Genomic DNA, 24,679 nt, shown 5'->3' on the forward strand with positions numbered 1-24,679 from the left:
GCATTCAACTGATTTGAGTGCAATCGGATTTTGGGCAGGGAAGAAGGCTGCAAGTCCGGAAGATCTCAAGATCGGGGCCCAAAGCAGCATTCGGATGCCATTTTCAATATTTTGTGACCCTGCCCGCATCGTCTAAACTTGAAATGACTACTCATGTTAAATATAGGGCTGAGGAGAAATCTGTCCGCCCACCCAAATCGAGGATGCCATGAAGTTTTCCCGTTCATTTTTTGCCGGCCTGACACTTGCCTGCGCTACCGCAGCAGGCCCGTTGGCTGTTTCCCTGGCGCACGCGCAGGATGATGGCATCGTCGTCTACAATGCCCAGCATGAGACACTGACCCAGGCATGGGCCGAAGGGTTCACCAAAGACACCGGCATCAAGGTCACGGTCCGCAATGGCAGCGACATGCAGTTCGCCAATCAGATCATCGAGGAAGGCGCAGCATCGCCAGCCGACGTGTTCCTGACCGAAAATTCCCCGGCGATGGTCCTGGTCGATGCCGCCGGCCTTTTCGCCCCGATCGACGCGGATACGCTGGCCCAGCTTCCTGAGACCTTCAAGGCGGCAGACGGCAAATGGACGGGCGTTGCCGCCCGGACCACCGTCTTTGCCTATGACAAGACGAAGCTGAAGGAGGCCGATCTGCCGAAATCCATGATGGATCTTGCCGATCCGAAGTGGAAGGGACGCTGGGGCGCCTCGCCGGGCGGCGCGGATTTCCAGGCAATCGTCAGCGCCTTTCTGGAATTGAAGGGCGAGGCGGAGACCGCCAAATGGCTAAAGGCGCTGAAAGAGAATGCAACGAGCTACAAGGGTAACAGCGTTGCGATGAAAGCCGTCAATGCCGGCGAGATCGAAGGCGCGCTGATCTATCACTATTACTGGTTCGGCGATCAGGCGAAGACCGGCGAAAACAGCAAGAATGTCGCCCTGCATTACTTCAAGAACCAGGATCCGGGCGCGTTCGTCAGCATTTCCGGCGGCGCTGTGCTTGCCTCCAGCCAGCATCAGAAAGAAGCCCAGGCCTTCATCAAGTGGATCACCGGCAAGGGTGGCCAGACGGTGCTGCGCGATGGCAATTCATTCGAGTATGCGGTTGGCAACGGTGCGCAGTCCAATCCCAAGCTGGTGCCGCTTGCCGAGTTGCAGGCCCCCAAGATCGAGCCGTCCAAGCTGAACAGCAAGAAGGTGACCGATCTGATGACGGCCGCCGGCCTCATCTGATACCTCTTGCGCAAGGCTCGCCTGCCCTGCTAGGGCCTTGGCAACAGCGTCACGCATTATCATCGGCAATCGCCCACTGGCGGTTGCCGTGCTGTATTCAGAAATGAGGGCAGCCGTCATGCTGCAAAAAAACAGCCAAGCCGCACCCGGCTATCCGGCCGATGCCCTGCGCCTGACAAGGCCGGCGGCATCTCGTGGCCGCGTGCCGAACGTGCCGGTTTTCGTTGTTGCTGCCCTCGTGTCGTTGCTCAGCCTACTGCCGCTTGGCTTCATAGTCTGGATTACTATCCAGACCGGCTGGCAGCAGGTGATCGCGCTGGTCTTTCGAAATCGCGTCGGCGAGCTGCTGATCAACACTGTGCTGCTCGAAGTCTGCACGCTGCCGCTCTGCATCATCCTTGCGGTTACGCTCGCCTGGCTTACCGAACGCACCGACATTTTCGGCGCGCGGATATGGTCGTGGCTCTCGGCGGCACCCCTCGCAGTTCCTGCCTTCGTTCACAGCTACGCCTGGGTCAGCCTGGTTCCGGGCATGCGTGGCCTGTCGAGCGGCGTGCTCGTTTCGGTTCTCGCCTACTATCCATTTCTCTACCTCCCGGTCGCAGCTGCCTTGCGCCGTCTCGATCCGGCCATCGAAGATGCGGCCGCCTCTCTCGGGCTGGGCCCCTGGCGTGTCTTTTTCCGCGCCGTACTGCCGCAGCTGCGACTGGCGATTTGCGGGGGTTCGCTATTGATCGGCCTCCATCTCCTGGCCGAATACGGCCTGTTCATCATGATCCGCTTCGATACGTTCGCGACCGCCATCGTCGACCAGTTTCAGTCTGCCTACAACAGCCCGGCCGCCAATATGCTCGGCGGCGTTCTGGTGCTGTGCTGCCTGCTGATGCTTGGCCTCGATGCGCTGATCCGCGGCAATGAACGCTACGCCCGTGTCGGCTCCGGTGCCGCCCGTCCGGCAGATTGCCGCCGTCTCGGCCGCCTCGCACTCCCCTGCATCCTGTTGCCGGTCATCACGGCAGCGCTGGCTCTGGGCGTGCCCTTCGTGACGCTGGCGCGCTGGCTGGTGATCGGCGGCGCCGATATCTGGCGGATGGATATGCTCGGATTGGCCTTCGCGCAGACAATGGTGCTGGCAATCGCCGGCGGCATCCTGGCAACGGTCGCTGCAGCGCCGATGGCCTGGCTCTCCGTGCGTGCGCCGGGCAGGCTGCAACGGCTGCTCGAAGCCTGCCACTATTATGTGGGCTCGCTGCCGGGCGTTGTCGTGGCGCTGGCGCTCGTCTCGATCACCGTGCGAATGATCCTGCCGCTCTATCAGACCTTTGCGACGCTGCTGGTTGCCTACGTGTTGCTGTTTCTGCCGCGTGCCATGGTCGGCCTCAGGGCCAGCATTGCCCAGGCGCCGGTAGAACTGGAGCGGGCAGCCATGGCCCTTGGCCGCACGCCAGGTCAGGCGGTCCGCCAGATCACCATGCGGCTTGCGGCGCCAGGCGCTGCGGCAAGCGTTGCACTTGTCGCGCTCGGCATCACCAACGAGCTGACGGCAACGCTGATGCTCTCGCCAAACGGCACCGTGACGCTGGCGACGAAATTCTGGTCGCTGACCAGCGAGATCGACTATGTCTCGGCTGCCCCTTATGCCCTGATGATGGTCGTCCTGTCGTTGCCGCTCACCCTTCTTCTTCACATGCAATCCAAGCGAACGGCCGGGCAATGACCTTCCTGACGATCCAAGATATCAGCAAGCGCTACGGCCCTGTCCTGGCGCTCGACAGCATCGACCTGCAGGTTGAAATCGGCAGCCGCACCGCTATCGTCGGCCCTTCCGGCTCCGGCAAGACGACTTTGCTGCGTATCATCGCGGGCTTCGAACAGCCGGATCATGGCCGCGTCGTTCTGCAGGGCGAGACACTGGCCGATGGACCTTCTATCGTGCCCGCGCATCGCCGGGGCATCGGCATAGTCTCCCAGGACGGCGCCCTCTTTCCCCATCTGAGCGTGGCCGAAAACATCGGCTTCGGCATCGAGCGCGGTGTTGCTGACCGCAGCGAGATCATCCGCGACCTCGTGGATATGGTCGAGCTCGATCATGCCATGCTCGATCGACGTCCGCATCAGCTGTCCGGCGGCCAGCAGCAGCGTGTTGCACTTGCCCGCGCGCTTGCCCGCAAGCCGAAGCTGATGCTGCTCGACGAGCCCTTTTCGGCACTCGACACCGGGCTGCGTGAAAACATGCGCAAGGCCGTGGCGAGAGTTTTGCAGACGGCCGGTATCACCGCAATTCTCGTTACCCACGATCAGGCCGAGGCCTTGTCCTTCGCAGATCAGGTCGCCGTGCTACGCGGTGGACAACTGGTCCAGGCCGGCCCGCCCCAGTCGCTTTACCTCCGTCCTGTCGATCGGGAGACGGCAACGTTTCTTGGCGATGCGCTGCTTTTGCCTGCCGATCTCGGAGAGGGTTTTGCGGATTGCGTACTGGGCCGGATCGTAACGGACGCGCCAGCGCAAAGTGGCCCATCTGAAATCATGCTGCGCCCCGAGCAGCTTCATCTCTCCCTTGCCGAAGGCGCGCCGGACGGAACGGGATGCCGGGGAACCGTGGACGACATCGAGTTCGGCGGCGCGCTTTGCACCGTCACCCTGCGTCTCGCCGAACAGAACGGCGGCTCCACACTGATGGTCAAATGCTCCGGGATAGGCCTTCCCGCCATTGGCAGCGCGGTCGAGGTGACCGTGCGCGGTAGCGCCCATGTCTTTGCCACGCTTTAGGCATGGCAAAGGTTAGGCCGACAACTCTCTCAGAGAACCGGACTTTCCAGCAGCTGGCCGGTTGTCACGTCGGCAATGCCACGGTCGGTCTGGTGCGGCCCGATGTTGCAAGCGAGCGCCGCGCCGAAACACGCCTTGAACACCAGATAGGGCGGCTTCCAGTCGACAACCCGCGTCATGGCCTTGCGTATGGCGCCAAACCCCGCCGCGATATCCTCCAGTCCAGCCTCGCTGACAAGGCCGGAGAGCGGTAGCGGCAAGATGGCATCGAGCCTGCCGTTCGAGGCCACCGCCATACCGCCGCCCGCAGCGATCACGGCATTTGCAGCCAGCGTCATGTCGCGCACATTGCCACCGAACACAGTCAGGTTGTGGCTGTCATGCGATACAGTCGTACAGAAAGCACCTCGCCATTCACCCCAACCGGTGAGAAAGCCGATTCGCGGCCGTTCATCGACGCGGCCATGTCGGTGCGCGATCGCGAGCAGGGTCGTCCCCGGCGGCGGAACGACGAAGCCACCTGCAACATCGGCAGTCATCTCGCCCCAGGCCGTAAATCGTGGCTGGTCTATGGTGGCGATGCGTACTCTGTCTCCGTCCGCCAATACGCGAAAATCGTCTTCGGAAAGCGGTTCCAGCTTGACGGAATGGCGCAATGGCTCCGGATCGAGCCTCGCCGCTGTAAACAGCGCTTTGCCGTTACGGGCAACGGGCTTGCCATCGGCGAGGACAAGCCTTGCCCGGAAATCCTCGAGATCGTCGAATAACACGATGTCAGCCCGTCGACCGGCGGCAATCAGGCCGAGGTCAGGCCGGTTCAAGCGCATTGCGGCGTTCAGGGTTGCTGCGCGCAAAGCCCACTCTGGACGTAGGCCATCGCGCACCAGCCGCCGCACGACATCGTCAAGACCGCCATCCCGGTGGAGTTCGTCGGGAAATACATCGTCGGTGCATAGCGTGATGGTCTGGGGCATATGGCCGAGCTTATTGATTTCATTCACGAACTGCGTCAGCAGGTGATCATGTGAGCCGCGCAGTTCGATCGTCATTCCGGCCGAGAGTTTGGCGAGGAAGTCGGCGCCGGAGGTGAGCTCATGGTCGGATGTCACGCCTGCTGCCATAAAGGCGTTGAGATCGGCTCCCTCAAGTCCCCGCGCGTGGCCTGCAACGATCTTGCCTGAAGCGAGACCGGCGTTGACGATGCCGGTCATGCGCGGATCGCCGTCGATGACGCCGCGCATGTTCATCACCTCGGCGACGCCACCGATCTCGGGCCAGGACAGGATCTCGGCAATCACAGCTGCGTCGAAGTCCGCGCCGGCGCATTCCAGTCCCGGTGCCGAGGGAACGCTGGAAGGCGCAAGGGTGATCACTCGCAAAGGCAGGGGCCGCGTGGCCTCCACAGCCCAGCGCACGGCGGCCAGCCCGTGGACATTGCCGAATTCGTGCGGATCCCAGACAATTGTCGTAACGCCGCGCGGCATGACGCATTCCGCATAGGCCGCAGGCGTGATCATCGAGCTTTCGATGTGCATATGCGTGTCGATGAGCCCCGGCGACAGGAATGCGCCGGCCGCATCGATGATTTCGCTCGCGTCGGTTCTGCTGCCAGCAGGATGCACGCTGGCAATCAGGGCCCCCGTCAATCCGATATCGCAGTTGTCGATTTGCCCTGTGACCATGTTGACGAGTCGACCGCCGGTAATCAGCACATCAAACGGCGTATCGCCCCGCGCTGCCGAGGAGGCACGGGCCCTGAGAGCCGGATGGTTGAGGTCTGCGGGATCGCGCGCGCGCGTTTCGGTCATCGGCTGGCCTCGTCGGCGAGGGCACGCATGACCATGACGCGAGCCCTGGCTGCATCGATCCCGGCCACATAATGTGCGTTGAAAATGCCACGCGAGGCGCGAGATTCCACGACCGTCCGTCCTCGCGTATGGGATCCTTGCAACTCCACATCGATGCGGGCAGGTCGAAAGTCGGCGATATCTGGCTCAACGAAGATGGCAGCAGCGGTCGGATCGTAGAGCGCCATGCCGGCACGGCCGCGGCTGGTTCCAATCGTCACGTAGCCGCCCAGAAGATCGGCCAGCAACGTGGCTTTTTCGCTGGCTACCAGACGAAGGGCATCGACGTCCTCCGGGGTTGCGATCACCTTGCGGCAGATATCGAGATCGACCATGCGCAGCGGCAGGCCGTGGGCAAGGACGATTGCGAGCGCCTCCGGATCGGCAAAGGCATTGAATTCGGCCGATGCCGTATGATTGCCCGCTGTGACGCCACCGCCCATCCAGACCAGTTCCGTCACGCGGGTGGCAAGATCGGGCCGCGCCAGCGCCAGCGCCGCGATATTGGTGAGAGGCCCGAGCGCCAGGGTCCGGCAGGGACCTTGGTTGGTCTCAAGCCATTGGCAAAGCGCGGCAAAGGCATTGCCCGGAGGCAGCCGCTCTGCTGCCGGCAGCGTCCTTCCCAGCGTGGGAATTCCGCTTGAGCCAAGGATCGCCTCGGCTGTTTCCAGCTGGCATAGGACCGGCATTGCCCGCCCGCTGTGGATTTGAAAGCGCCAACCGAAAAATGCCGCCGCACTGGCTGCGTTGGCTCTCACCTGGTTGAGCGGAGTGTTCCCCATGACCAGCGAGACGCCGTCGATCTCAAGCCCCGAATGCGCCACCACCAGAATGGCGGCGATGTCGTCGAAGCCCATGTCGGTATCGATCCAGACCCCCATGTTTCACCCGAACCTTTCCAGCACCGCTGCCGCATCGACCGGCAGATCGAATGCGAGCTCGCTGCCCATCGGCTGCGCAGCCAGGGCGGCTCCGACTTCGGCCTTGATGGGACCGAGCGGCGTGTCGAGCAGGTACTCGCGTGTGTTTCCGGCAAAGGACGTGCCCCGGACGATGCCTCGAAACGGACCGACGCCGAGCGTGACCGCACGCGGACGCCAGGCGAGCCCCGCAGCACCTCGTGGCACGGGTTGAGACAGCGGCACGGCGCCACCGGCCGCTTTCATCCCGGTGCTCTCGGTGGGAAAGATGTTCTCGAATCCGACGAAGTCGGCAACGAAGGCGGAGACTGGTCGGTTATAGATCTCCTCCGGCGTACCGATCTGCTCGATTGCGCCATTCCGCATGACCACGATCCTGTCGGCCAGCGCCAGTGCCTCCACTTGGTCATGGGTGACGAAAATCATCGTCACGCCGGTCTTCTTCTGGACCCGCTGCAGTTCGGTGCGCATTTCCAGCCTGAGACGTGCGTCGAGATTGGACAGCGGCTCGTCGAGCAGCAGCACTTTAGGCTCCATCACCATAGAGCGTGCTAGCGCTACGCGTTGTTGCTGGCCGCCTGAGAGCTCTCCTGGTTTCCGGCGCGAGAAATCGCCAAGGCCCACAGACGTCAGGCCAGCGCCGACGCGCGCATCGAGGTCGCCGCCGCGCAGGCCCTTCAGGCGCAATCCGAAGGCGATGTTCTCGTAGACCGAAAGATGCGGGAAGAGGGCATAGGACTGGAAGACCAGGCCGACTGCCCGTTTATTGGCGGAAACACGGGTGATGTCGACACCGTCTAGGCTGATCTTGCCTGAGGAGGGCGTCAGCAGTCCGGCGATAGCGCGCATTGTCGTCGTCTTGCCGCAGCCGGACGGGCCGAGCAGCGCCACCAGTTCCCCCCGACCGATCGTCAGGTCGAGATCCCTGACGGCAACGGTGCTGCCGTAGGCAAGCGTCAGCTTCTTGAGGGTGAGATAGGAGGCGTCAGACATAGCGGGAAAATCCTAGAAAGCGTTCGGCCAGAAAGACGATGCCGATCGACAGGAAGGCGAGCAGTGCCGAAAGGGCGGCCACGGAGGGATCGTAGGTCGTCTCCATGTAGCCGAGCATGTTGATCGGCAGGGTCTGGATTCCGGGGCCCGACAGAAACAGCGACACCGGCACCTGATTGAAGCTGGTGACAAACCCGAGGATAAACGCCGCCAGCACGCCGCCGCGTATATTCGGCAGCACGACGCGGAAGAAGGCGCCCGGCCGCGAAGAACCGAGCAACACTGCGGCTTCCTCGATGTCGGAGCGCAGGTTGTCGAGGCTGGCCGAGACGACGCGCACGGCATAGGGCAACACCAGCGCAGTATGGGCGCAGAACAGCGCGGCGGTAATGCTGAAGCCGAAGGGCACGACGAGATACCGTAGGATGGAGAGCCCGACGATGATGCCTGGTACGATGATGGGCGCTGACACGACCGTGCGGATGGTCTCGGCAAACGGCAGCCTGTAGCGGGAGAGCGCATAGGCGGCCGGCACGCCCAGGACCAGCGCACACAGGGTGCCGCCGACCGCAAGCAGCATGGACATGGCAAAGCTGGCGCGAAAGCTGTCAACGGTGAAGACTTTTTCCACCCAACGCAGCGAGAGGCCCTGCGGCGGAAAAGCCAGCGTCTCGCCGGCTGAAAGCGAGGCGGCAACAATGATGACGAACGGCCCGATCAGGAAGACCAGCAGCAAAGACAGGGCAATCGGTGAAAACGGCCGGCGGCTCATATGCGGCTCCTCGCGGTTGCCACGCGCTTCAGCAGCAGATTGGCGCCGAAGCTCATGACGATGAGGATGAAGGCGATGACGCTCGCCGAGACGAAATCGCTGGAAACCGTGACCCGCTGGTAGAGCAGCGTTTCCAGCATCAGCACCTTGGAGCCACCAAGGATCGCAGGCGTGATATAGGCCGTCAGCGAACCGGTGAAAACCAGCGTGCCGCCGATCACCAGTCCCTCGCGGGTGAGCGGCAGGATAACTTTCCAGAACACCTGCAGCCAGTTTGCACCGAGCACTCGCGCCGCGGCGATCGCATCTTTCGGCATGTTTTCAAGCGCACTGATCAGCGACAGGATCATCAGGGGCAGGAACAATTGCAGCAGGCCGAGAAAAACTGCGGTCTCGCTGAAGAGAATGCGGAACGGGGTGTCTATCACATGCAGCCCGATCAGCGCCTCGTTGACGATGCCGGTGCGCCCGAGGATGACGATCCAGGCATAGGTGCGGGCAACCGGTGAAATCATCAATGGCAGCACGACAAGGCCGACCATGCGACCCTTGCTCTTCGGCGGTAGGTTGACGATGGCAAATGCGCCGGCATAGCCGATGACCGCAGAAACGGCCGTGACCTCGAGCCCGAGGCGTAGCGTGCGCAGGAAGACGGTACGATTGAGCGCCTCGGAGAAAAATGCCGTGTAGGCGCCGATCGACCACGCCCCATCGGGCGCGTGAAACCCCTCAGACAAAAGCAGGATGACCGGCACCAGGAAAACCACTGCCGCAAACAGTGCTGCCGGAAGCGCCAGCGCGAGGGCCTCGGTTCTATTCTGGAACATGCAGATCTTTCCCGCAGGCAGTGTCGTCTGAACGATATCCGCGGTGCTGGATTCGGATATTCCGCACCGGCAGCTTACTGGCCAACCGTCTCGTTCCATTCCTTCACCCAGGCCTCTCGCTCGTCGAGCGCCAGAGCGGAGGGGATGAGCTTGAGGCTCCTGGCGGTGTCTTCGCCAAAGGTCAGGTTGCTGGTGATGTCAGCCGGCAGCTTGACCTCCTTGTTGGCAGGGCTGTCGACCAGCTTCTGGCCAAGCGCGGTCTGCACATCCGTCGAAAGCCAGAAATCCATGAACTGCAACGCTAGATCCCGGTTCTTCGAACCTTTGGTCAGGATCATGACATTCATGCCACCTGTTTGGCCCTCCTTGGGGTCGGCCCAGGCAACGGGGACATCGAGCTTGGTAAAGCCGGCCCAGGAAAAGCGACCGATCGGCGCTGCCCAGATTTCCTCCTGCTGCATAAGTTGCACCAGTTGCGAGGACTTTTCGTAGAAGGTAACGATGTCGTCTTTATTTTCACCGATCGCAGCAATCGGCGCTTTGAGATCCGGCGTGTTCTTGCCCATTGCCTCGCCCAGCATGTAGAGCGCTGGCGGTCCCTGGTTGGTCGTCACATTCGGGAAGGCAATATGGCCCACATATTCGGGCTTCAGGAGATCGGCCCAGGACGTGATCTTCATTTTATCGGGGCGATAGGCGATGGACGTGGCGTAGAAGGTGTAGCCGACGCTCATACTGTCGCCGTTCGGGTCCTTGGCGATGTCGTAGAGCTTGTCGAAATTGGAAAGCCTTGACGTATCGATCTTGTCTGTGAGACCTGCGCGAGACGCCTGTAGCGCATCGGCCATCGAGACGACTGCCATGTCGATCACCGGATGGGCCTTGTTCGCCTCCATTTTTGCCAGCCGCTCGACGCTGTTGCCGGTCTCCACGACCAGCTTGCAGCCGCATTTCGCTTCGAATGGATCGTAGACCAGCTTCCTGTAGTCGTCCTGGGCAAACGCATAGACGGAGATCGTCAGCGTCTTGTCCGCAGCGCCTGCTGTCAGTGGAAAAAGGCAACAAACCGCGATGGACGTGCTCAGCAGCCAATTCATGGGACGGGATCTCCACCGGGTTCCTGCATCGCCGGTCCGGGAGGACCGGAGGACTGACGTGCTATAAGCCGCATCGGTACCCGTGAAACCGCCGCGGTGACGATGCGGCTGGCGTGCGGGGTCTCTTCTGCCAAAGATTGGTCGCGGGCGCCCATTTCGATGACGTCGACGAGCGCGCCGACGGCAATTTTTGCGATAGCCGGCATGTCCATACGCATCGTCGTTATGCCGGGCGTGACAACCGAGGACCAGATCAGGTCGTCGAAGCCGGTGACGCTGACGCTATCCGGCACGGATATGCCTGCCTGCTGCAATTCCGTCAGGGCCCGCAGCGCAGCGAGATCCGAGATGGCGGCAAAGGCGGTGAACCCTTGTCTGACTTTTTCCGCAAGCCCCAGCATGCAGCCTGCGCCATGCTCGGCTTCGATCTTTTCGATCCACATGACGCCCGTGGTGACGCTCGCGTCGAATGCCGATTTCAGGCCGCCGATGCGGTCGTTCTGGACGTTGGAGGCGGGGTTGTTACCCAGCAATATGATCTTGCGATGCCCGAGTTCATACAGATGTTGCGCCACCTGTACTCCGCCCTGCCAGTGATCAGCAGAGACGGTGTTGCCCGGCGTCGATGGCGTATCGATGACGGCTACCGGACAGCCGATGTCCGCAATCCGGGTGCCGCGCCGGGGGACAATGATCATGCCATCCACGCCGCGCTCCAGCAGACGATTGATAGCGTCGGTCTGGTGGCCGATATCGCCACGTGAATCGGCGATCAGCATGCCGTAGCCGGCAACCGAGGCAGCGTATTCCATAGCCTGGGCGATTTGCGGGAAGAGCGGATTGGCGATATCGGGCAGGACAAGGCCGAGCACCGCGCTTCTGCCGGTCCGCAACGCCCGCCCTGCCTGGCTCGGCACATAACCGAGGGCCGCTGCGGTCGCCCGTATACGGTCGCCGAGTTCGGCAGACACCCGGCCTTTGCCGGAAAGAGCATTGGAGACGCTGGCGACGGAAACACCGAGCGATGCCGCGATGCGGCTGAGATTAGGTCCGGAACGGTTGATAGCCAATGACATCACAATAAATGGTTAATCGTTTAATCAATCGATATACCACCTGATTTGATTTGTCGAATCGAATCTTGGCCCTGCAGTCATTTATGATGGTCGTGACGCCGGCAAGCAAGCCGCGAAGTGGTCGCATCCTGCTTGCCGGCTTTATTGTTATGCCGCCAGGGCGTCGAGGATCCGGATCCAGGAGCGTATGCCCTTGTGATAGGAGGCGAGCTCATACTTCTCGTTCGGCGAATGAATACGGTCGTCGTTCAGGCCGAACCCGACCAGCAACGACTCCATGCCGAGCATCTTCTGGAAATCGCCGACGATGGGAATGGAGCCGCCCATGCCGATGACGACAGCAGGCTTCGGCCACTCGTCAGAGAGGGCTGCCTTCGCCTTGTTGAGCAGCGCCGATTCATAAGATAGTTGAATGCCCGGAGACCCGCCGTGACCGTGAAATTCAACGGAGCAATCGGCCGGGATCTTCGACTTTACATAAGCGCGGAAACTGTCGCGGATGGCTGCCGGGTTCTGGTCGCCGACCAGCCGGAAGGATATCTTGGCGGATGCCTTCGAGGCGATGACGGTCTTGAAGCCGTCGCCCGTATAGCCACCGGTGATGCCGTTGACCTCTGCTGTCGGACGCGCCCAGGTCAGTTCCAGAGCGGAGCGCCCCTTTTCGCCTGATGGGATCGACAGTCCGATTTCGCCCAGCAGCTTTTCCGCCGAGGCGTCGAGCTTTTCCCAGCTTGCCTTGATATCGGCAGGCGTCTCGTTGACGCCGTTGTAGAAGCCCGGAAGCGTGACCCTGCCGGTTGCGTCATGCAGGCCGGCGACGATGTCGGCGAGGATATGGATCGGATTTGCGGCAAGTCCGCCGAACATACCGGAATGCAGATCGCGGTCTGCGGCCGTGACGACGATCTCATCGCCGACCAATCCGCGCAGGCCGGCGGCAATTGCCGGCGTTTCGGCATCCCACATGCCGGTATCACAGACGAGCGCGTAGTCTGCCGTCAGTTCCGCGGCATTGGCCTCGAGGAAAGGTTTCAGCGATGGCGAGCCTGATTCCTCTTCGCCTTCGAATAGGATGGTGATGCGGCATGGAAGCGCGCCGTTGATGTCCTTGTACGCCCGGCAGGCTTCAACGAAGGTCATTAGCTGGCCTTTGTCGTCCGACGTGCCACGGCCGGTGATGACCTTGCGACCATTGCCGATCTCCTTGATGGCTGGCGAGAAAGGGTCGTTCTCCCAGAGCTCGATCGGGTCGACTGGCTGCACGTCGTAGTGACCGTAGAACAGCAGGTGCGGCGCACCGGCACTGGCGCCTGCGTGGTGCGCGACGACCATCGGATGGCCGGGAGTATCGCGAACCGAGGCTTCGAAGCCGATAGAGACCAGATAGGCCGTAAGCCACTCTGCCGCCTTGCGGCATTCCGGCTTGAATGCAGGATCGGTCGAAATCGACTTGATCCTGAGCAGTTCGAACAGCTTGTCGAGGCTGGTGGGCAGGTTCTGGTCGGCGCGGTCGAGAATGGGGGATATGGCAGTCATGGATGGTCCTTCTTCCGATTTGGAGAGACGATAGACCAAAGCGGGGGGTGTTTCGAGCCGAAATCGGCTGTGTGTTCGATCGTAGCGGTCAGCGAAATGTCAAAGAGCTGCGATCGCCGCTAGAGGCGCTTGGCATTGTCGAGGACGCGCCGAATATATTCCAGCAGCAACTCACGCTCGAAGACCCTGAAACCTTTGAAGAGATCCTGGTCTGCAGCCATGGCTGCATCGACCGCGTCTTGCTGCATGGCAGATCCCTTTTCCGTCAGGTAGACGAGCTGAGCCCGCTTGTCGGAAGGATGAGGCTTGCGCTCGATCAGTTGATCGCGCTCCATGCGCGAAAGCGTGTTTGCCATGGTGGCCTGTTCGATGTCGACGCGCTCCAGCAGTTGCTTCTGCGTCAGGCCATCCTCGGCCCACAATTCGACCAGGATTGGAAACTGTCCGGGAGAAAAGCCGATTCCTGCCGCCCGCTGTTGCAAGGAGCGACTGAAACCCTTCGCAAGCTGGCTCGCAAGGTAGGCTGCGGAGTCTGTCCGACTATATCCCATGACGTGTGCTTATGCGCAATTTCAAGCCGAAACAACGCGTAAATCGCCGGCGAGGGTCTTAGCCGAGCGGGTTGTTGCACTGTCTGCTTCGATGGAAAAAGCCGCCATGGCCTGGAGGGAAACCATGGCGGCTAAAAATAGGGACAAAGGCCCGGAGAGGGGGGAAGGCCTTTGTCCAAGTCTGATGCGGCAGGGGACATGCCAGCGACCAGACCCGCGACGTTTGTTAAGCGCCGGCGAGGGAGAAATGCTAATTCAAATACGGCTTTTCAAGGGAACCGTTTCGTCGGCGCCGTTACAAATCGGTAACGTTTCGGTGACGCCGGGCACTGCATCCCTCAGCGAAAAGCAGGCAACGCGGTCTGGACCTCGGGCATGCCGCAGGCTATCCATTCCGGCATGAAAAATGGTGATCATCTCTTCCTCGTCGATGGCTCGGGCTTCATTTTCCGCGCCTTCCACGCCATTCCGCCGCTCAACCGCAAATCCGATGGTTTGCCGGTGAATGCCGTGTCGGGATTTTGCAACATGCTGTGGAAGTTGCTGCGTGACGCGCGCAACACCGATGTCGGGGTGACGCCCACCCATTTTGCCGTCATCTTCGACTATTCCTCAAAGACGTTCCGCAACGATCTATACCATCTCTACAAAGCCAACCGCTCGGCACCGCCCGAGGACCTGGTGCCGCAGTTCGGTCTGATCCGCGAGGCGACCCGCGCCTTTAATCTTCCGTGCATCGAAACTGAAGGTTTCGAGGCCGACGACATCATCGCCACCTATGCGCGGCTGGCAGAGGCCACCGGCGCCGATGTCACCATCATCTCGTCCGACAAGGACCTGATGCAGTTGGTGACGCCCAATGTGCATATGTACGATGCCATGAAGGACAAGCAGATCGGCATTCCCGATGTCGTCGAGAAATGGGGCGTCGCGCCTGAAAAGATGATCGACCTGCAGGCGCTGACCGGTGATTCCACCGACAACGTGCCGGGCATTCCGGGGATCGGTCCGAAGACCGCAGCCCAGCTTCTGGAAGAATTCGGCGATCTCGAAACGCTGCTGTCGCGGGCCGGCGAGATCAAGCAGCAGAAACGCCGCGAAAGTATCATTGCCAATGCCGATCTCGCACGGCTGTCGCGCCAGCTGGTCGAACTGCGCACCGACGTACCGCTCGACGTACCCCTCGAGGATCTGACACTCGAGCCGCAGGATGGCCCGAAACTCATCGCCTTCCTGAAGGCCATGGAATTCACCTCGCTGACCCGCCGCGTCGCCGATGCGACCGGCGCGAATGCTGCAGGCATCGAGGCGGCGGTCGTCGCGGTCGAGCTGGTTGCCGAGGCTCACGGCCCCGACATGGACACGCTCGCCTCCGCCACCGAGGGGGAGCGCTCCGAAGAGACGATCAAGTCGTCGCCCACCGACCCGCTGGCAGTCGAGGCGCCGCATCGGGGTGCAACGCCTACCGATCTTGCCAGGAGCCGGGCAGAAAGTTTCGCCGCCGCCAAACTCGATGCCTCTGCCTATGTCACCATCCGAGACCTCCCAACGCTCTCGAACTGGATTGCCGCCTGTCGCGAAACCGGCCTGGTCGCCTTCGATACCGAGACCACCTCGATCGATGTCATGCAGGCGGATCTGGTCGGTTTCTCGCTTGCCTACGCCGATCCCGCCGATGCGTCGGGCCTCACCATCCACGCCGCGTATGTGCCGCTTGCCCACAAGACCGGCAGCGAGGATCTGTTCAGCGACGGCGTCAAGCTGGCGCCGGACCAGATACCCATGGACGATGCACTGGCCCTGCTGAAGGGACTGCTGGAGGACCCGTCCGTCCTCAAGGTAGCCCAGAACCTCAAATACGATTACCTGCTGATGAAGCGCTATGGCATCATCACCCGGGGGTTTGACGACACCATGCTGATGTCCTACGTGCTCGATGCCGGTGCCACGACCCATGGCATGGACACGCTGTCCGAGCGCTGGCTCGGGCACAAGCCCATCGCCTTCAAGGATGTCGCCGGCAGCGGCAAGTCGCTCGTCACCTTCGACCGTGTCGCCATCGACAAGGCCACGGCCTATGCCGCCGAGGATGCCGATGTGACGCTGCGGCTGTGGATGGTGCTGAAGCCGCGCCTCGCCGCGCAGAAACTGACCTCGGTCTATGAGCGCCTGGAGCGGCCGCTCGTGCCGGTGCTCGCCCGCATGGAAGAGCGCGGCATCACCGTCGATCGCCAGATCCTGTCACGGCTCTCCGGCGAACTTGCCCAGAAGGCGGCAGCCTTCGAGGACGAGATCTATGAACTGGCCGGCGAGCGCTTCAACATCGGCTCGCCCAAGCAGCTCGGCGATATCCTGTTCGGGAAGATGGGCCTTGCCGGTGGCGGCAAGACCAAGACCGGACAGTGGTCCACCTCGGCAAGCGTGCTCGAGGATCTGGCCGCCGAGGGCCTGCCGCTGCCGCGCAAGATTGTCGACTGGCGCCAGTTGACCAAGCTGAAGTCGACCTACACCGACGCGCTGCCAGGCTACATCCACCCCCTGACCAAACGCGTCCACACATCCTACTCGCTGGCCGCGACCACCACCGGCCGGCTATCCTCGTCCGAGCCGAACCTGCAAAATATTCCGGTGCGCACCGTCGAAGGCCGCAAGATCCGCACGGCTTTCGTTTCGACACCCGGCCACAAGCTGCTGTCGGCCGATTACAGCCAGATCGAGCTGCGCGTGTTGGCCCATGTCGCCAACATTCCGCAACTGACCCAGGCGTTTTCCGACGGCGTGGACATCCATGCGATGACGGCCTCCGAGATGTTCGGTGTGCCGGTCGAGGGCATGCCGTCGGACGTGCGCCGTCGCGCCAAGGCGATCAACTTCGGCATCATTTACGGCATCTCAGCCTTCGGCCTTGCCAACCAGCTTTCAATCGAGCGCTCCGAGGCCGGTGAATACATCAAGCGCTACTTCGAGCGCTTCCCCGGCATCAAGGACTATATGGAGGCCACCAAGGCCTATGCCCGTGACAAGGGCTATGTCGAGACCATCTTCGGCCGCCTCATCCATTATCCGGAAATTCGCTCGTCCAATCCTTCGATGCGCGCTTTCAACGAACGCGCCGCCATCAACGCACCGATCCAGGGCTCGGCCGCAGACGTTATCAGGCGTGCGATGATCCAGATCGAGCCGGCATTGGCTGAAGCCGGGCTCGGCGAGCGCGTCCGCATGCTGCTGCAGGTCCATGACGAATTGATTTTCGAAGTGGAGGATGGCGATGTCGAGCGGACCCAGCCGGTCATCGTCTCCGTCATGGAAAATGCTGCCATGCCGGCCGTCGAGATGAGCGTGCCGCTTAAGGTCGATGCGCGTGCTGCCGACAACTGGGACGAAGCCCACTAGCAGAACCGGACTTGCTGTCAGCCGCGGAGTATTGCCTCGAGCGCATCGATCATCGCATGCGTCGCGGCATCCAGCGTGCCGCTGTTGTCGATGGTGACGACATCGAAGTCGCCTTGCACGGTCAGCGATCCGCGTTCCAGGCGCTTCAGGATGTCCGCACGGGTTTCACGTCCGCGCGCTTCCAGACGCTCTGCCAGCACCTCCGGCCGGGCTGTGACGTTGATGATCGTCAGTCTCGGGAAGGCAGCCTTGAAGCGATCGAGTACCGACCGCGAGCCGTTGGCGATGACGATATTGCCCTGTGCCAGTTCCTGGCGAACGGCGGCCGGAATCCCGTATTTCAGGCCATGTGCATCCCAGGATATGGCAAAACTGCCGGCCCTTTCCATCGCGTCGAACCCGCCCTCGGAGACGCTGACATGGTCCTCGCCACCCGCGTCGGCGCCGCGTGTGATGACGCGTCTCGCAAAGTGCACATCCGTCCGTCCGTCAAAATATTCTGCGGCGCGGCCGATCAGCGTGTCCTTGCCGGCGCCGCTTGGGCCGACCACCACCACCATCATGCCTGTTGCGGTCGGCGCGGCATTGCCGGTCTGCGGATTGGCCTCAAGCTCGGCCATCAGGCGATCCTTCGTCCTTCGCGCCAAATCGCGCGTGTCACAGGCACGCCGGTATCGCGGCGCACTCGCACGAGGTCTGCGCGCAGTCCGACCGCGATGCGGCCCCGGTCGTCGAGGCTGACGGTGCGGGCAGGGGTTGCCGTCACCATCGCAATCGCCTTCGGCAGCGAGATCGACTCGACCTCGTCGGCCAGTATGAACGGTGCATGCAGCAGGCTGAACGGCACGTAATCCGACGACAGCACGTCGAGTACGCCGAGCTCTGCCAGGTCCCGTGCGGCGATATTGCCGGAATGCGACATGCCGCGGACGATGTTCGGCGCTCCCATCAATACGCTCATGCCGGCAGCATGCGAGGCTTTGGCGGCCTCCACGCTGGTCGGAAACTCTGCCAGACGGACACCATAGGCAACGGCCTCATCGACATGTTCGAGCGTCGCATCGTCATGGCTGGCAATGGTGATGCCGCGCTCGTGGCAGATCTTGGTGATGGCGTCGCGGTGCGGCGTCGAATACTTGGCCGACTCCTCGAGGCGCTTGGCAATGAAGACCGCAAAAGCCTCGTCAGTCAGGCCGCGCTTCTTCTGGTAGTAGAAGATGTACTTGTCCATCGTCTGGAACTGTCGCTGGCCGGGCGCATGATCCATCAGCGACACGAGGCGAACCGCGTTGTCCTGCTGGAAGTCGGCAAAATGCTCGAGTACGTTTTGCGAAGACACCTCGCAGCGCAGGTGGATCAGATGGTCGGCCCGCAGCCGCCCGTCGTTCTGTGCCGCCTCGATGGCATCGGCCATGTCACGCATCTCGCCGTGGTCGAAGCCGTCATCCTCGTCGGAGCCCATGCGCAGGCAGTCGAACACGGTGGTTATGCCCGAAGTGACGATCTGCGCATCGTGCGCCTGTATGGCCGCCGTCTTGTTCCATCGCACGCCAGGCCGCGGCGAGTAATGGGACTCCAGATGGTCGGTATGCAGTTCCACAAGGCCTGGCATCAGATAATCGCCCTCGAAATCCTCTCCGACAGCGGACGCTCCCTCGGAGATCTCGGCGATCTTGCCGTCGCGGATGATCACTGTGCCCGACACGATCTGGTCTTCGAGAATGATACGGGCATTGGAGAGGATGGTTTCCTGGGACATGTCAGACGGTCTTTCAGCTTGCAGCGTGGGCGAGGGGTAACCAGGCGCGGACGGTAAATGGCGCGCCGCGTGTCTCTTCGACGAAGACGGCGAGGCCGGAGATGGGAAGGGGGCGGCCAATATAATCGGCAAATTTGTCGCCAAGCACGGTCCTGAACGCATCCTGGCGCTCGGGCGACACCTGGCCGGTCAGGGTCATGTGGAAACGAAACTGCTCCATGACATAGGGATAGCCCCAGCGAAGCAGATTGGCGCGGTGGGCGTCATCGAGTTGTTCAGGCTTGCGGCGGGCAATATCTGCCTCCGACAACGCGGCGCGGAAGGGCTCGAACGAGCGCACGACGTCGGCGGAGAACTCCTGCAGCGTCGGATACAGATCGCCCGGTACCAGCGCAAAGAAGCGCCCGAGCTGGCCTAGAACAAGCTTCGGCAGCGTGAACGTCGGCGTTTTCGCAGCAAATTCGGCAGCCACTTCCAGAAGATCGCGCTCGGTGACAGAGCTGGCAAGCTCGAAAGGCGCCTTCAGCGTGGCATGAAAACCGTAGCGGCGAGGATCTTCCGTTATCGCCACCCGCTCGTCCGCGTTGATATCACCGGCATCTGCTGCCGGAAACGTCTCGCCGGTAAACGCATCGCGGCCAAGCCAGCGACTGGCCGCCGTCGTCAGCGGATCGTCATGCGGCGGCGTGAAGTAGAGGGCGTAGCGCAAGTGGCCATCCTTGGGTCATGCGGGGAGCGCACAGTGACGTGATTTTTCCACCGACGGCAAGATGGTTCTGCGCTAAAAGATTTCCGTGACAGAATGATGATCAAACGCGCGGTATGCCGTCTTTATCGCTCGTTCTGCGTTCCCATGAGCCGGGTGCGCAGGGCGTTGGAAGCGGCATCGAAGATCATTACCACGGCTAGCGTCAGAAGCACCATATAGGCAACGTTTTCCCAGTTCTTGTTGGTACGCATCGCCTCCCAAAGCTTAAGGCCGATACCACCGGCTCCGACCGCACCGATGATCGTCGCACCGCGGACGTTCGATTCCCACTGGTATAGCGTCTGGCTGACGATGATCGGCACGATCTGCGGCATCACGCCGTAGCGCTGCACCAGCACTTCAGATGCGCCGGTCGACAGGATGCCTTCGCGTGGCTTGTCGTCGATGTTCTCCAGCGCTTCGGCGTAGATCTTGCCGAGCGTACCGGTCTCGGTAAAGAAGATCGCCGCGCTGCCTGCCAGCGGCCCCGGTCCGAAGGCCCGCGTGAAAAACAGCGCCCAGATCAGCATGTCCATAGACCGCAGGAAGTCGAAAAAACGCTTGAATATGTGGTTGACGATGCGGCTCGATGTGATGTTGCGCGCCGCCAGAAAAGCCAGCGGAAAGGAAACGATGGCGCCGAGCAGCGTGCCCAGAAATGCCATGACGATCGTCTGCAGCAGCTTCGTCAGCACATCGCCGTGCTGCCACTGGTTGTTGTTCCAGAAATCGTCGAATGCCAGCGACCAGTTGGACTGGCCTTTGACCAGCTGCGGACCGCTGAACAACAGGGTTGCGATTTCGGAAGGTGATTTCTCGAAAAACTTCGAGCTCGTGTCGAAGATGAAGTTCGGCCAGCCGAGAAAGCGCTTGCGGATCTTGACCCGGTCGTTGTCGATGCTGACGTCACCGGCAAAGCCGAGGTCGGCAAGCACGTTGTCGTCATAGACGGTCATCCAGGCAGGCACAGGGCCAATCACCTTCGGCTGGCCGCTTACAAGCGATACTGCGACCCGTTCGCCGTTGGCAACGACTGTCACCTCCGTCTTGGTGATCTCGATCATCTTGGCCTTGCCGGCAACCTCTACCGTCGTGCTGCCGTCGGCGTTGGCCTTTACCCAATCCGGATGCGGATCGTCGCCGAGCGGCGAAAAGCGCGGATAATGTGGCGCCACCTGATCTCCGGAGAGCCGAAACTCCGGCTGCACGTCGTAGCTGACCCATTGGCTGAGAAAGATGCCGACCCGGTCCCAGTGAGCTTCGCCGAGGATCTTCGGCAGCTGGAAGAACCAGACGGAATAGAGGGCGTAGAGCAGCAGCCCGATCACCACCAGGAGGCCGCCGAAGCGCTTGCGGAAGGGCGGGTTGAAGGCTTGCGGAAAGCGCTCTTCGATGGATGCCGCATGGCTTGCGTCGGTCAGCGTCATGGGAGCCTCAGTGATGCAGCAGGAAGGCGTGTTCGCCAACAAGCCGCTTGCGTAGCCAGGCGGAGAACTGGTCGACGGCGAGAATGGTGACGAAGAGCAGCAGGATCAGCGCCATCGTCTTGGCGCCGAAGCCGCGCGAGATGGAGAGCTTCAGTTCCTCGCCGATGCCGCCGCCGCCGACGGCGCCGATGATCGTCGAGGCCCGCACGTTAATCTCCACCCGCAGCAGGGTATAGGACATGAAGTTAGGCAGGACCTGCGGCAGGGTCGCAAACCGTACCCGCTCGCTCCAGCTGGCACCGACCGAGCGGATGCCTTCATCGGCCCGCATGTCGGCGTTTTCGATTGTCTCATAGAACAGCTTGCCCAGCGCGCCAATCGAGTGAAGGCCGACGGCGATGATGGCCGAGACCGGCCCTATCGAGATGATTGCGGCAAACAGCCCGGCAATGACAATTTCCGGAAAGGCCCTGAGCACCTCCATGACGCGCTTGACGACGATCCGCAAAGGCTTCGACGGCGTCAGGTTGCGTGATGCGATGAACGACAGTGGCAGGGCAAAGATGAAGCCGATGATCGTCGACACCAGCGCCACGTTGATGGTGATGAGCATCAGTTCGAAGTATTCGGGGATATAGAAATCGCCGAAGACATAGACGCGACCGCGCGGGAAATTGAACTCCTCGCCGCCCGTTCCCGGATCGTTGGGGCTGGCTATGTCGAAGAGGGCGCGCCAGACGTCGTTCCAGTCTTTCGGAACCAGCCAGCTGACGAAGTCGAAGAGATGCGGCAGGCGCTCGAAGAAGTGTCCGGCATTGCTGTCATTGGCAAATTGCATCGACGAGACGAAGGCCGCCAGCAGCACCAGAAGTCCGAAAATCGTGTAGACCCGCCGGCGCGCGACCTGCCTCGCCCAGCTGTCGCCGATCTGCTGCGCCGTTGGCATCTGCGAATGGGTGTCGGCTAGGGTCATGAAACGCTGCTCGTCGGACGGAGTTCAGGCACGTCAAAAAGGCGGCCGGTGGGACCGGCCGCCTTCAGTGATCTCGGATCAGCCGCCGATAGCTGCTTTGCGGACTTCAACGATTGCGTTGTAGAAGTCGGCCTTGACAGGAACGTAGCCCTTGAAGTCGCCGCCTTCGATGGCGTCGAAGCACTTCTTGTCCTTGGTCGGGAGCTGGGTGAAGAAGTCGGCCAGCTTGGTCTGCCATTCAGTGCCGAGCTTGTTGGAAACGACCAGCGGGCCGTTCGGGATCAGCGGCGAACGCCAGACTTCAACCAGCTTGTTCGGGTCGACAGCGCCCTTGTTGACTTCCTTGCGGAAGGTGCCGGAGGTGTAGCCGTCCTTGAAGTTGCCAATGCCGGAGGAATCGTCGACTGCAACATCGACCTTACCGTCATAGGCTGCGAGCAGGTTGTTCTCGTGGCCGCCGTTGAACTGCGTCGAACCGAAGAACTTGTCGTTCGGAACGCCCGTGCTCTTCGGGATCTGTGTCAGCGGAACGAGGTAGCCGGAGGTGGAGTCCGGGTCGGCGTAGCCGAGCTTCTTGCCCTTGGCGTCCATGATGGTCTTGATGCCGGAGGACTTCAGGGCCAGACCGATGGAGTAGTAGCCGGTCGCGCCGTCGGCCTGCTGAGTCGTCAGGATAGGGGTGACGGCCTTCGGATCCTTGATGAAGGTCGCGGCATAACCGGAGGCGCCGAGTTCTGCGAAATCGAGCGTGCCGCCCAGCAGGCCTTGGATAACGCCGTCATAATCGGCAGCCGGGAACAGCGAGACCTTTTCAAAACCGAAGGTTTCCTTGAGATGCTCGGCAAGGCAGGCGTAGTTGCGTAGACGGTCGGCTTCGTTCTCGCCGCCGAGAATGCCGACGCGGAATTCCTTGAGGTCGGCTGCGGATGCTGCCTGGCCGACGAGCGAAAGGATCGCCGTGGCTGCAAGAAGTGTCTTCTTCAACATGGGTTTCGTCTCCTGATTAACCGGTGTCCCCGGATGTTCGGTCTGAATGGATGCACCCGTGACGTGGGCCTTCGATCCCGGTCTCTCCCTCAGAGACCGGCCAGTGCCAGCGGCGAGGCGCCGGCAGATTGCTGAGCCACGCTTGCAGCAGGCAAGCTGGCAGTATTGATGCTCGTCGACGTCATCGTCTCGTCGATGCCCGCGCCATCCCGATCGGTGCCGTAGATGGCATTGACCGCGTCGGCGCTCAGCGCTGAAGGCGGACCGTCGAAGACGACGCGGCCGGACGCCATGCCGATGATGCGCTCACAATAATTGCGGGCTGTATCCAGCGTATGCAGGTTGGTGATGACCGTAATACCGTCGCGCTCGTTGATGTCGCGCAGCGCATCCATGACGATCTTCGCATTCAGAGGATCGAGGGAAGCGATCGGCTCGTCGGCAAGCAGCATCTTGGGCTTCTGCATCAGTGCCCGGGCAATTGCCACACGCTGCTGCTGGCCGCCGGAAAGGGTGCCTGCCATCTGCATTGCCGTCTGCTCGATACCGAGACGCTCTAGCGCCATGATGGCATCGATGCGCTCTTCGCGGGTGAAGATATTGAGCAGGCTGAGTGCCGTCGGCCGGTGGTTGAGCCGCCCGAGCATGACGTTGGTGAGTACATCGAGGCGGGGCACGAGATTGAACTGCTGGAAGATCATCGCGCAGTCGCGCTGCCAGTTGCGCAGGGCCTTGCCGCGAAATGCCGAAACCTCGGCGCCGGCGAAATGGATGGAGCCCGACGAGGGAAGTGCGAGATGGTTTATCATGCGCAGCAGCGTCGACTTGCCGGCGCCCGATCGACCGATGATGCCGACCATTTGGCCCTGCGGGATGTCCAGCGTCACGGAATCGACAGCGATCTTGTTTCCGAAAGTGCGGGTTACATCCCTGAGTTCGAACATCTGGTCTCTCTTTTCGCGACGACACACGTCATGTGTGAAGCTTTCAAAAAAGGCGCGTCTGAACGCGCCTATCGGTTGAAATGCTTACCGAAGGTTGATGAACCTCCGATGTCAGATTTGTGTAACTGCTGTCACAAATCCCGTCGGAGGCGTCCTTCAGCCACCGTAGCGGCTAAGAAAATCCTCGCCTGAAAGGGCACGGAAATCCTCCAGCGCAGTGCGCAGCCGGTTGTGGTCCCAATCCCACCAGGCCAAGGCATCCATCCGCTCGCCGACAGCCTTTGAAAATCGCTCGCGGATCAGTTTGGCGGGCACCCCACCGACGATTGTGTAGGGCGCGACGTCTTTCGAAACCACTGCTCCGGCGCCGATCACGGCACCGTTTCCGACCTTCACGCCGGGAAGCACAGTCGCGCCATGGCCGATCCAGACGTCGTTGCCGATGACGACGCGGTTCTCACGGCGCCAGGCGAAGAAGTCGGTTTCCAGGTCGGCATCCGGCCAGTAGTCCTTGGCACGGTAGGTGAAATGGTGAAGGGTGGCGCGCCATGTCGGATGGTTGGTCGCGTTGATGCGCACGGCGGCGGCGATATTGACGAATTTGCCAATGGTCGTGCACCAGACTGCACCATCCTGCATGATATAGGAATAGTCGCCCATATCGACCTCATCGAGCCGGCAGCGCTCGGACACCTCGGTATAGCGTCCGAGGGTCGACTGGCTGACGCGCGCCGTCGGATCGATAGAGGGCTGCTCGCCAATTTTCCTGGTCATCTCAATGTCTCCGGGCGCAGTTTCACCTTCACGCCGCAGGTCTGCGGCGCCATAGGTT

At 61.6% G+C, this 24,679-nt stretch carries 21 protein-coding genes; 4 read left to right on the forward strand and 17 right to left on the reverse strand.

Features of this window, described 5'->3' with window-relative positions:
- Nucleotides 1–208: 208 nt before the first annotated feature.
- The 3 genes from J5274_RS04140 (at nucleotide 209) to J5274_RS04150 (ending at nucleotide 3,997) form a co-directional block, all read left to right on the forward strand.
- Nucleotides 209–1,228, forward strand: a complete 1,020-nt coding sequence (locus J5274_RS04140) for an iron ABC transporter substrate-binding protein (RefSeq protein WP_142830039.1) — start codon at nucleotides 209–211, stop codon at nucleotides 1,226–1,228.
- 118 nt (nucleotides 1,229–1,346) lie between these two features.
- The gene (locus J5274_RS04145; RefSeq protein ID WP_142830041.1) at nucleotides 1,347–2,945 is read left to right on the forward strand and encodes an iron ABC transporter permease; all 1,599 of its coding nucleotides are present in this window, start codon (nucleotides 1,347–1,349) and stop codon (nucleotides 2,943–2,945) included.
- On the forward strand, nucleotides 2,942–3,997 hold the full coding sequence (locus J5274_RS04150; RefSeq protein ID WP_142830043.1) for an ABC transporter ATP-binding protein: 1,056 nt from the start codon (nucleotides 2,942–2,944) through the stop codon (nucleotides 3,995–3,997). The genes J5274_RS04145 and J5274_RS04150 overlap by 4 nt, the downstream gene beginning before the upstream one ends.
- Nucleotides 3,998–4,026: 29 nt before the next feature.
- On the opposite strand, the gene J5274_RS04155 is transcribed toward J5274_RS04150, so the two are convergent.
- The 9 genes from J5274_RS04155 to J5274_RS04195 all read right to left on the reverse strand — a co-directional run bounded on the left by J5274_RS04155 (nucleotide 4,027) and on the right by J5274_RS04195 (nucleotide 13,616).
- Complete coding sequence (locus J5274_RS04155) at nucleotides 4,027–5,805, reverse strand: adenine deaminase (RefSeq protein WP_142830045.1); 1,779 nt, start codon at nucleotides 5,803–5,805, stop codon at nucleotides 4,027–4,029.
- On the reverse strand, nucleotides 5,802–6,725 hold the full coding sequence (locus J5274_RS04160; protein WP_219274762.1) for a nucleoside hydrolase: 924 nt from the start codon (nucleotides 6,723–6,725) through the stop codon (nucleotides 5,802–5,804). The genes J5274_RS04155 and J5274_RS04160 overlap by 4 nt, the downstream gene beginning before the upstream one ends.
- Nucleotides 6,726–6,728: 3 nt before the next feature.
- Entirely contained in the window at nucleotides 6,729–7,757 is a 1,029-nt protein-coding gene (locus J5274_RS04165; protein WP_142830049.1) for an ABC transporter ATP-binding protein, read from the reverse strand.
- Nucleotides 7,750–8,529: an ABC transporter permease gene (locus J5274_RS04170; protein ID WP_219274763.1), complete on the reverse strand. Its 780-nt coding sequence runs from the start codon at nucleotides 8,527–8,529 to the stop codon at nucleotides 7,750–7,752. The genes J5274_RS04165 and J5274_RS04170 overlap by 8 nt, the downstream gene beginning before the upstream one ends.
- On the reverse strand, nucleotides 8,526–9,356 hold the full coding sequence (locus J5274_RS04175) for an ABC transporter permease (RefSeq protein ID WP_142830052.1): 831 nt from the start codon (nucleotides 9,354–9,356) through the stop codon (nucleotides 8,526–8,528). Before J5274_RS04175 ends, J5274_RS04170 begins: the two co-directional genes overlap by 4 nt.
- A 74-nt stretch (nucleotides 9,357–9,430) precedes the next feature.
- On the reverse strand, nucleotides 9,431–10,453 hold the full coding sequence (locus tag J5274_RS04180; RefSeq protein WP_142830054.1) for an ABC transporter substrate-binding protein: 1,023 nt from the start codon (nucleotides 10,451–10,453) through the stop codon (nucleotides 9,431–9,433).
- Nucleotides 10,450–11,517: a LacI family DNA-binding transcriptional regulator gene (locus J5274_RS04185; protein ID WP_202617172.1), complete on the reverse strand. Its 1,068-nt coding sequence runs from the start codon at nucleotides 11,515–11,517 to the stop codon at nucleotides 10,450–10,452. Before J5274_RS04185 ends, J5274_RS04180 begins: the two co-directional genes overlap by 4 nt.
- Nucleotides 11,518–11,676: 159 nt before the next feature.
- Complete coding sequence (locus J5274_RS04190) at nucleotides 11,677–13,065, reverse strand: M20/M25/M40 family metallo-hydrolase (protein ID WP_142830058.1); 1,389 nt, start codon at nucleotides 13,063–13,065, stop codon at nucleotides 11,677–11,679.
- A gap of 119 nt (nucleotides 13,066–13,184) precedes the next feature.
- Complete coding sequence (locus J5274_RS04195) at nucleotides 13,185–13,616, reverse strand: MarR family winged helix-turn-helix transcriptional regulator (RefSeq protein WP_142830060.1); 432 nt, start codon at nucleotides 13,614–13,616, stop codon at nucleotides 13,185–13,187.
- Between the two features lie 399 nt (nucleotides 13,617–14,015).
- Here J5274_RS04195 and polA point away from each other — a divergent pair, with 399 nt between their 5' ends.
- Nucleotides 14,016–17,009, forward strand: coding sequence for a DNA polymerase I (gene polA / locus J5274_RS04200; RefSeq protein ID WP_219274934.1), 2,994 nt, complete (start codon nucleotides 14,016–14,018; stop codon nucleotides 17,007–17,009).
- Nucleotides 17,010–17,026: 17 nt separating this feature from the next.
- Here the strand turns inward: polA and phnN are convergent, their stop codons facing one another.
- From phnN to J5274_RS04240, 8 genes are all read right to left on the reverse strand, one after another.
- Complete coding sequence (gene phnN / locus J5274_RS04205) at nucleotides 17,027–17,629, reverse strand: phosphonate metabolism protein/1,5-bisphosphokinase (PRPP-forming) PhnN (RefSeq protein WP_224128618.1); 603 nt, start codon at nucleotides 17,627–17,629, stop codon at nucleotides 17,027–17,029.
- Nucleotides 17,629–18,768: an alpha-D-ribose 1-methylphosphonate 5-triphosphate diphosphatase gene (locus J5274_RS04210; RefSeq protein WP_219274764.1), complete on the reverse strand. Its 1,140-nt coding sequence runs from the start codon at nucleotides 18,766–18,768 to the stop codon at nucleotides 17,629–17,631. The genes phnN and J5274_RS04210 overlap by 1 nt, the downstream gene beginning before the upstream one ends.
- Before the next feature lie 13 nt (nucleotides 18,769–18,781).
- Nucleotides 18,782–19,477: a DUF1045 domain-containing protein gene (locus J5274_RS04215; RefSeq protein ID WP_142830064.1), complete on the reverse strand. Its 696-nt coding sequence runs from the start codon at nucleotides 19,475–19,477 to the stop codon at nucleotides 18,782–18,784.
- A 122-nt stretch (nucleotides 19,478–19,599) separates the two neighbouring features.
- On the reverse strand, nucleotides 19,600–20,943 hold the full coding sequence (gene phnE, locus J5274_RS04220) for a phosphonate ABC transporter, permease protein PhnE (RefSeq protein WP_142830066.1): 1,344 nt from the start codon (nucleotides 20,941–20,943) through the stop codon (nucleotides 19,600–19,602).
- A gap of 7 nt (nucleotides 20,944–20,950) precedes the next feature.
- Nucleotides 20,951–21,916, reverse strand: a complete 966-nt coding sequence (gene phnE / locus J5274_RS04225; protein WP_209182369.1) for a phosphonate ABC transporter, permease protein PhnE — start codon at nucleotides 21,914–21,916, stop codon at nucleotides 20,951–20,953.
- A gap of 78 nt (nucleotides 21,917–21,994) precedes the next feature.
- Nucleotides 21,995–22,903 carry a phosphonate ABC transporter substrate-binding protein gene (phnD, locus tag J5274_RS04230; protein ID WP_219274765.1) on the reverse strand — a complete coding sequence of 303 codons (909 nt, stop codon included), beginning with the start codon at nucleotides 22,901–22,903 and terminating at the stop codon, nucleotides 21,995–21,997.
- 89 nt (nucleotides 22,904–22,992) lie between these two features.
- Nucleotides 22,993–23,847: a phosphonate ABC transporter ATP-binding protein gene (gene phnC / locus J5274_RS04235; RefSeq protein ID WP_142830072.1), complete on the reverse strand. Its 855-nt coding sequence runs from the start codon at nucleotides 23,845–23,847 to the stop codon at nucleotides 22,993–22,995.
- A gap of 156 nt (nucleotides 23,848–24,003) precedes the next feature.
- Complete coding sequence (locus J5274_RS04240) at nucleotides 24,004–24,621, reverse strand: DapH/DapD/GlmU-related protein (RefSeq protein WP_142830074.1); 618 nt, start codon at nucleotides 24,619–24,621, stop codon at nucleotides 24,004–24,006.
- Nucleotides 24,622–24,679 lie beyond the last annotated feature (58 nt).

This window comes from Rhizobium sp. L51/94 (assembly GCF_019355555.1).
In the GTDB taxonomy this organism is placed as follows: Bacteria; Pseudomonadota; Alphaproteobacteria; order Rhizobiales; family Rhizobiaceae; genus Rhizobium; species Rhizobium rhododendri.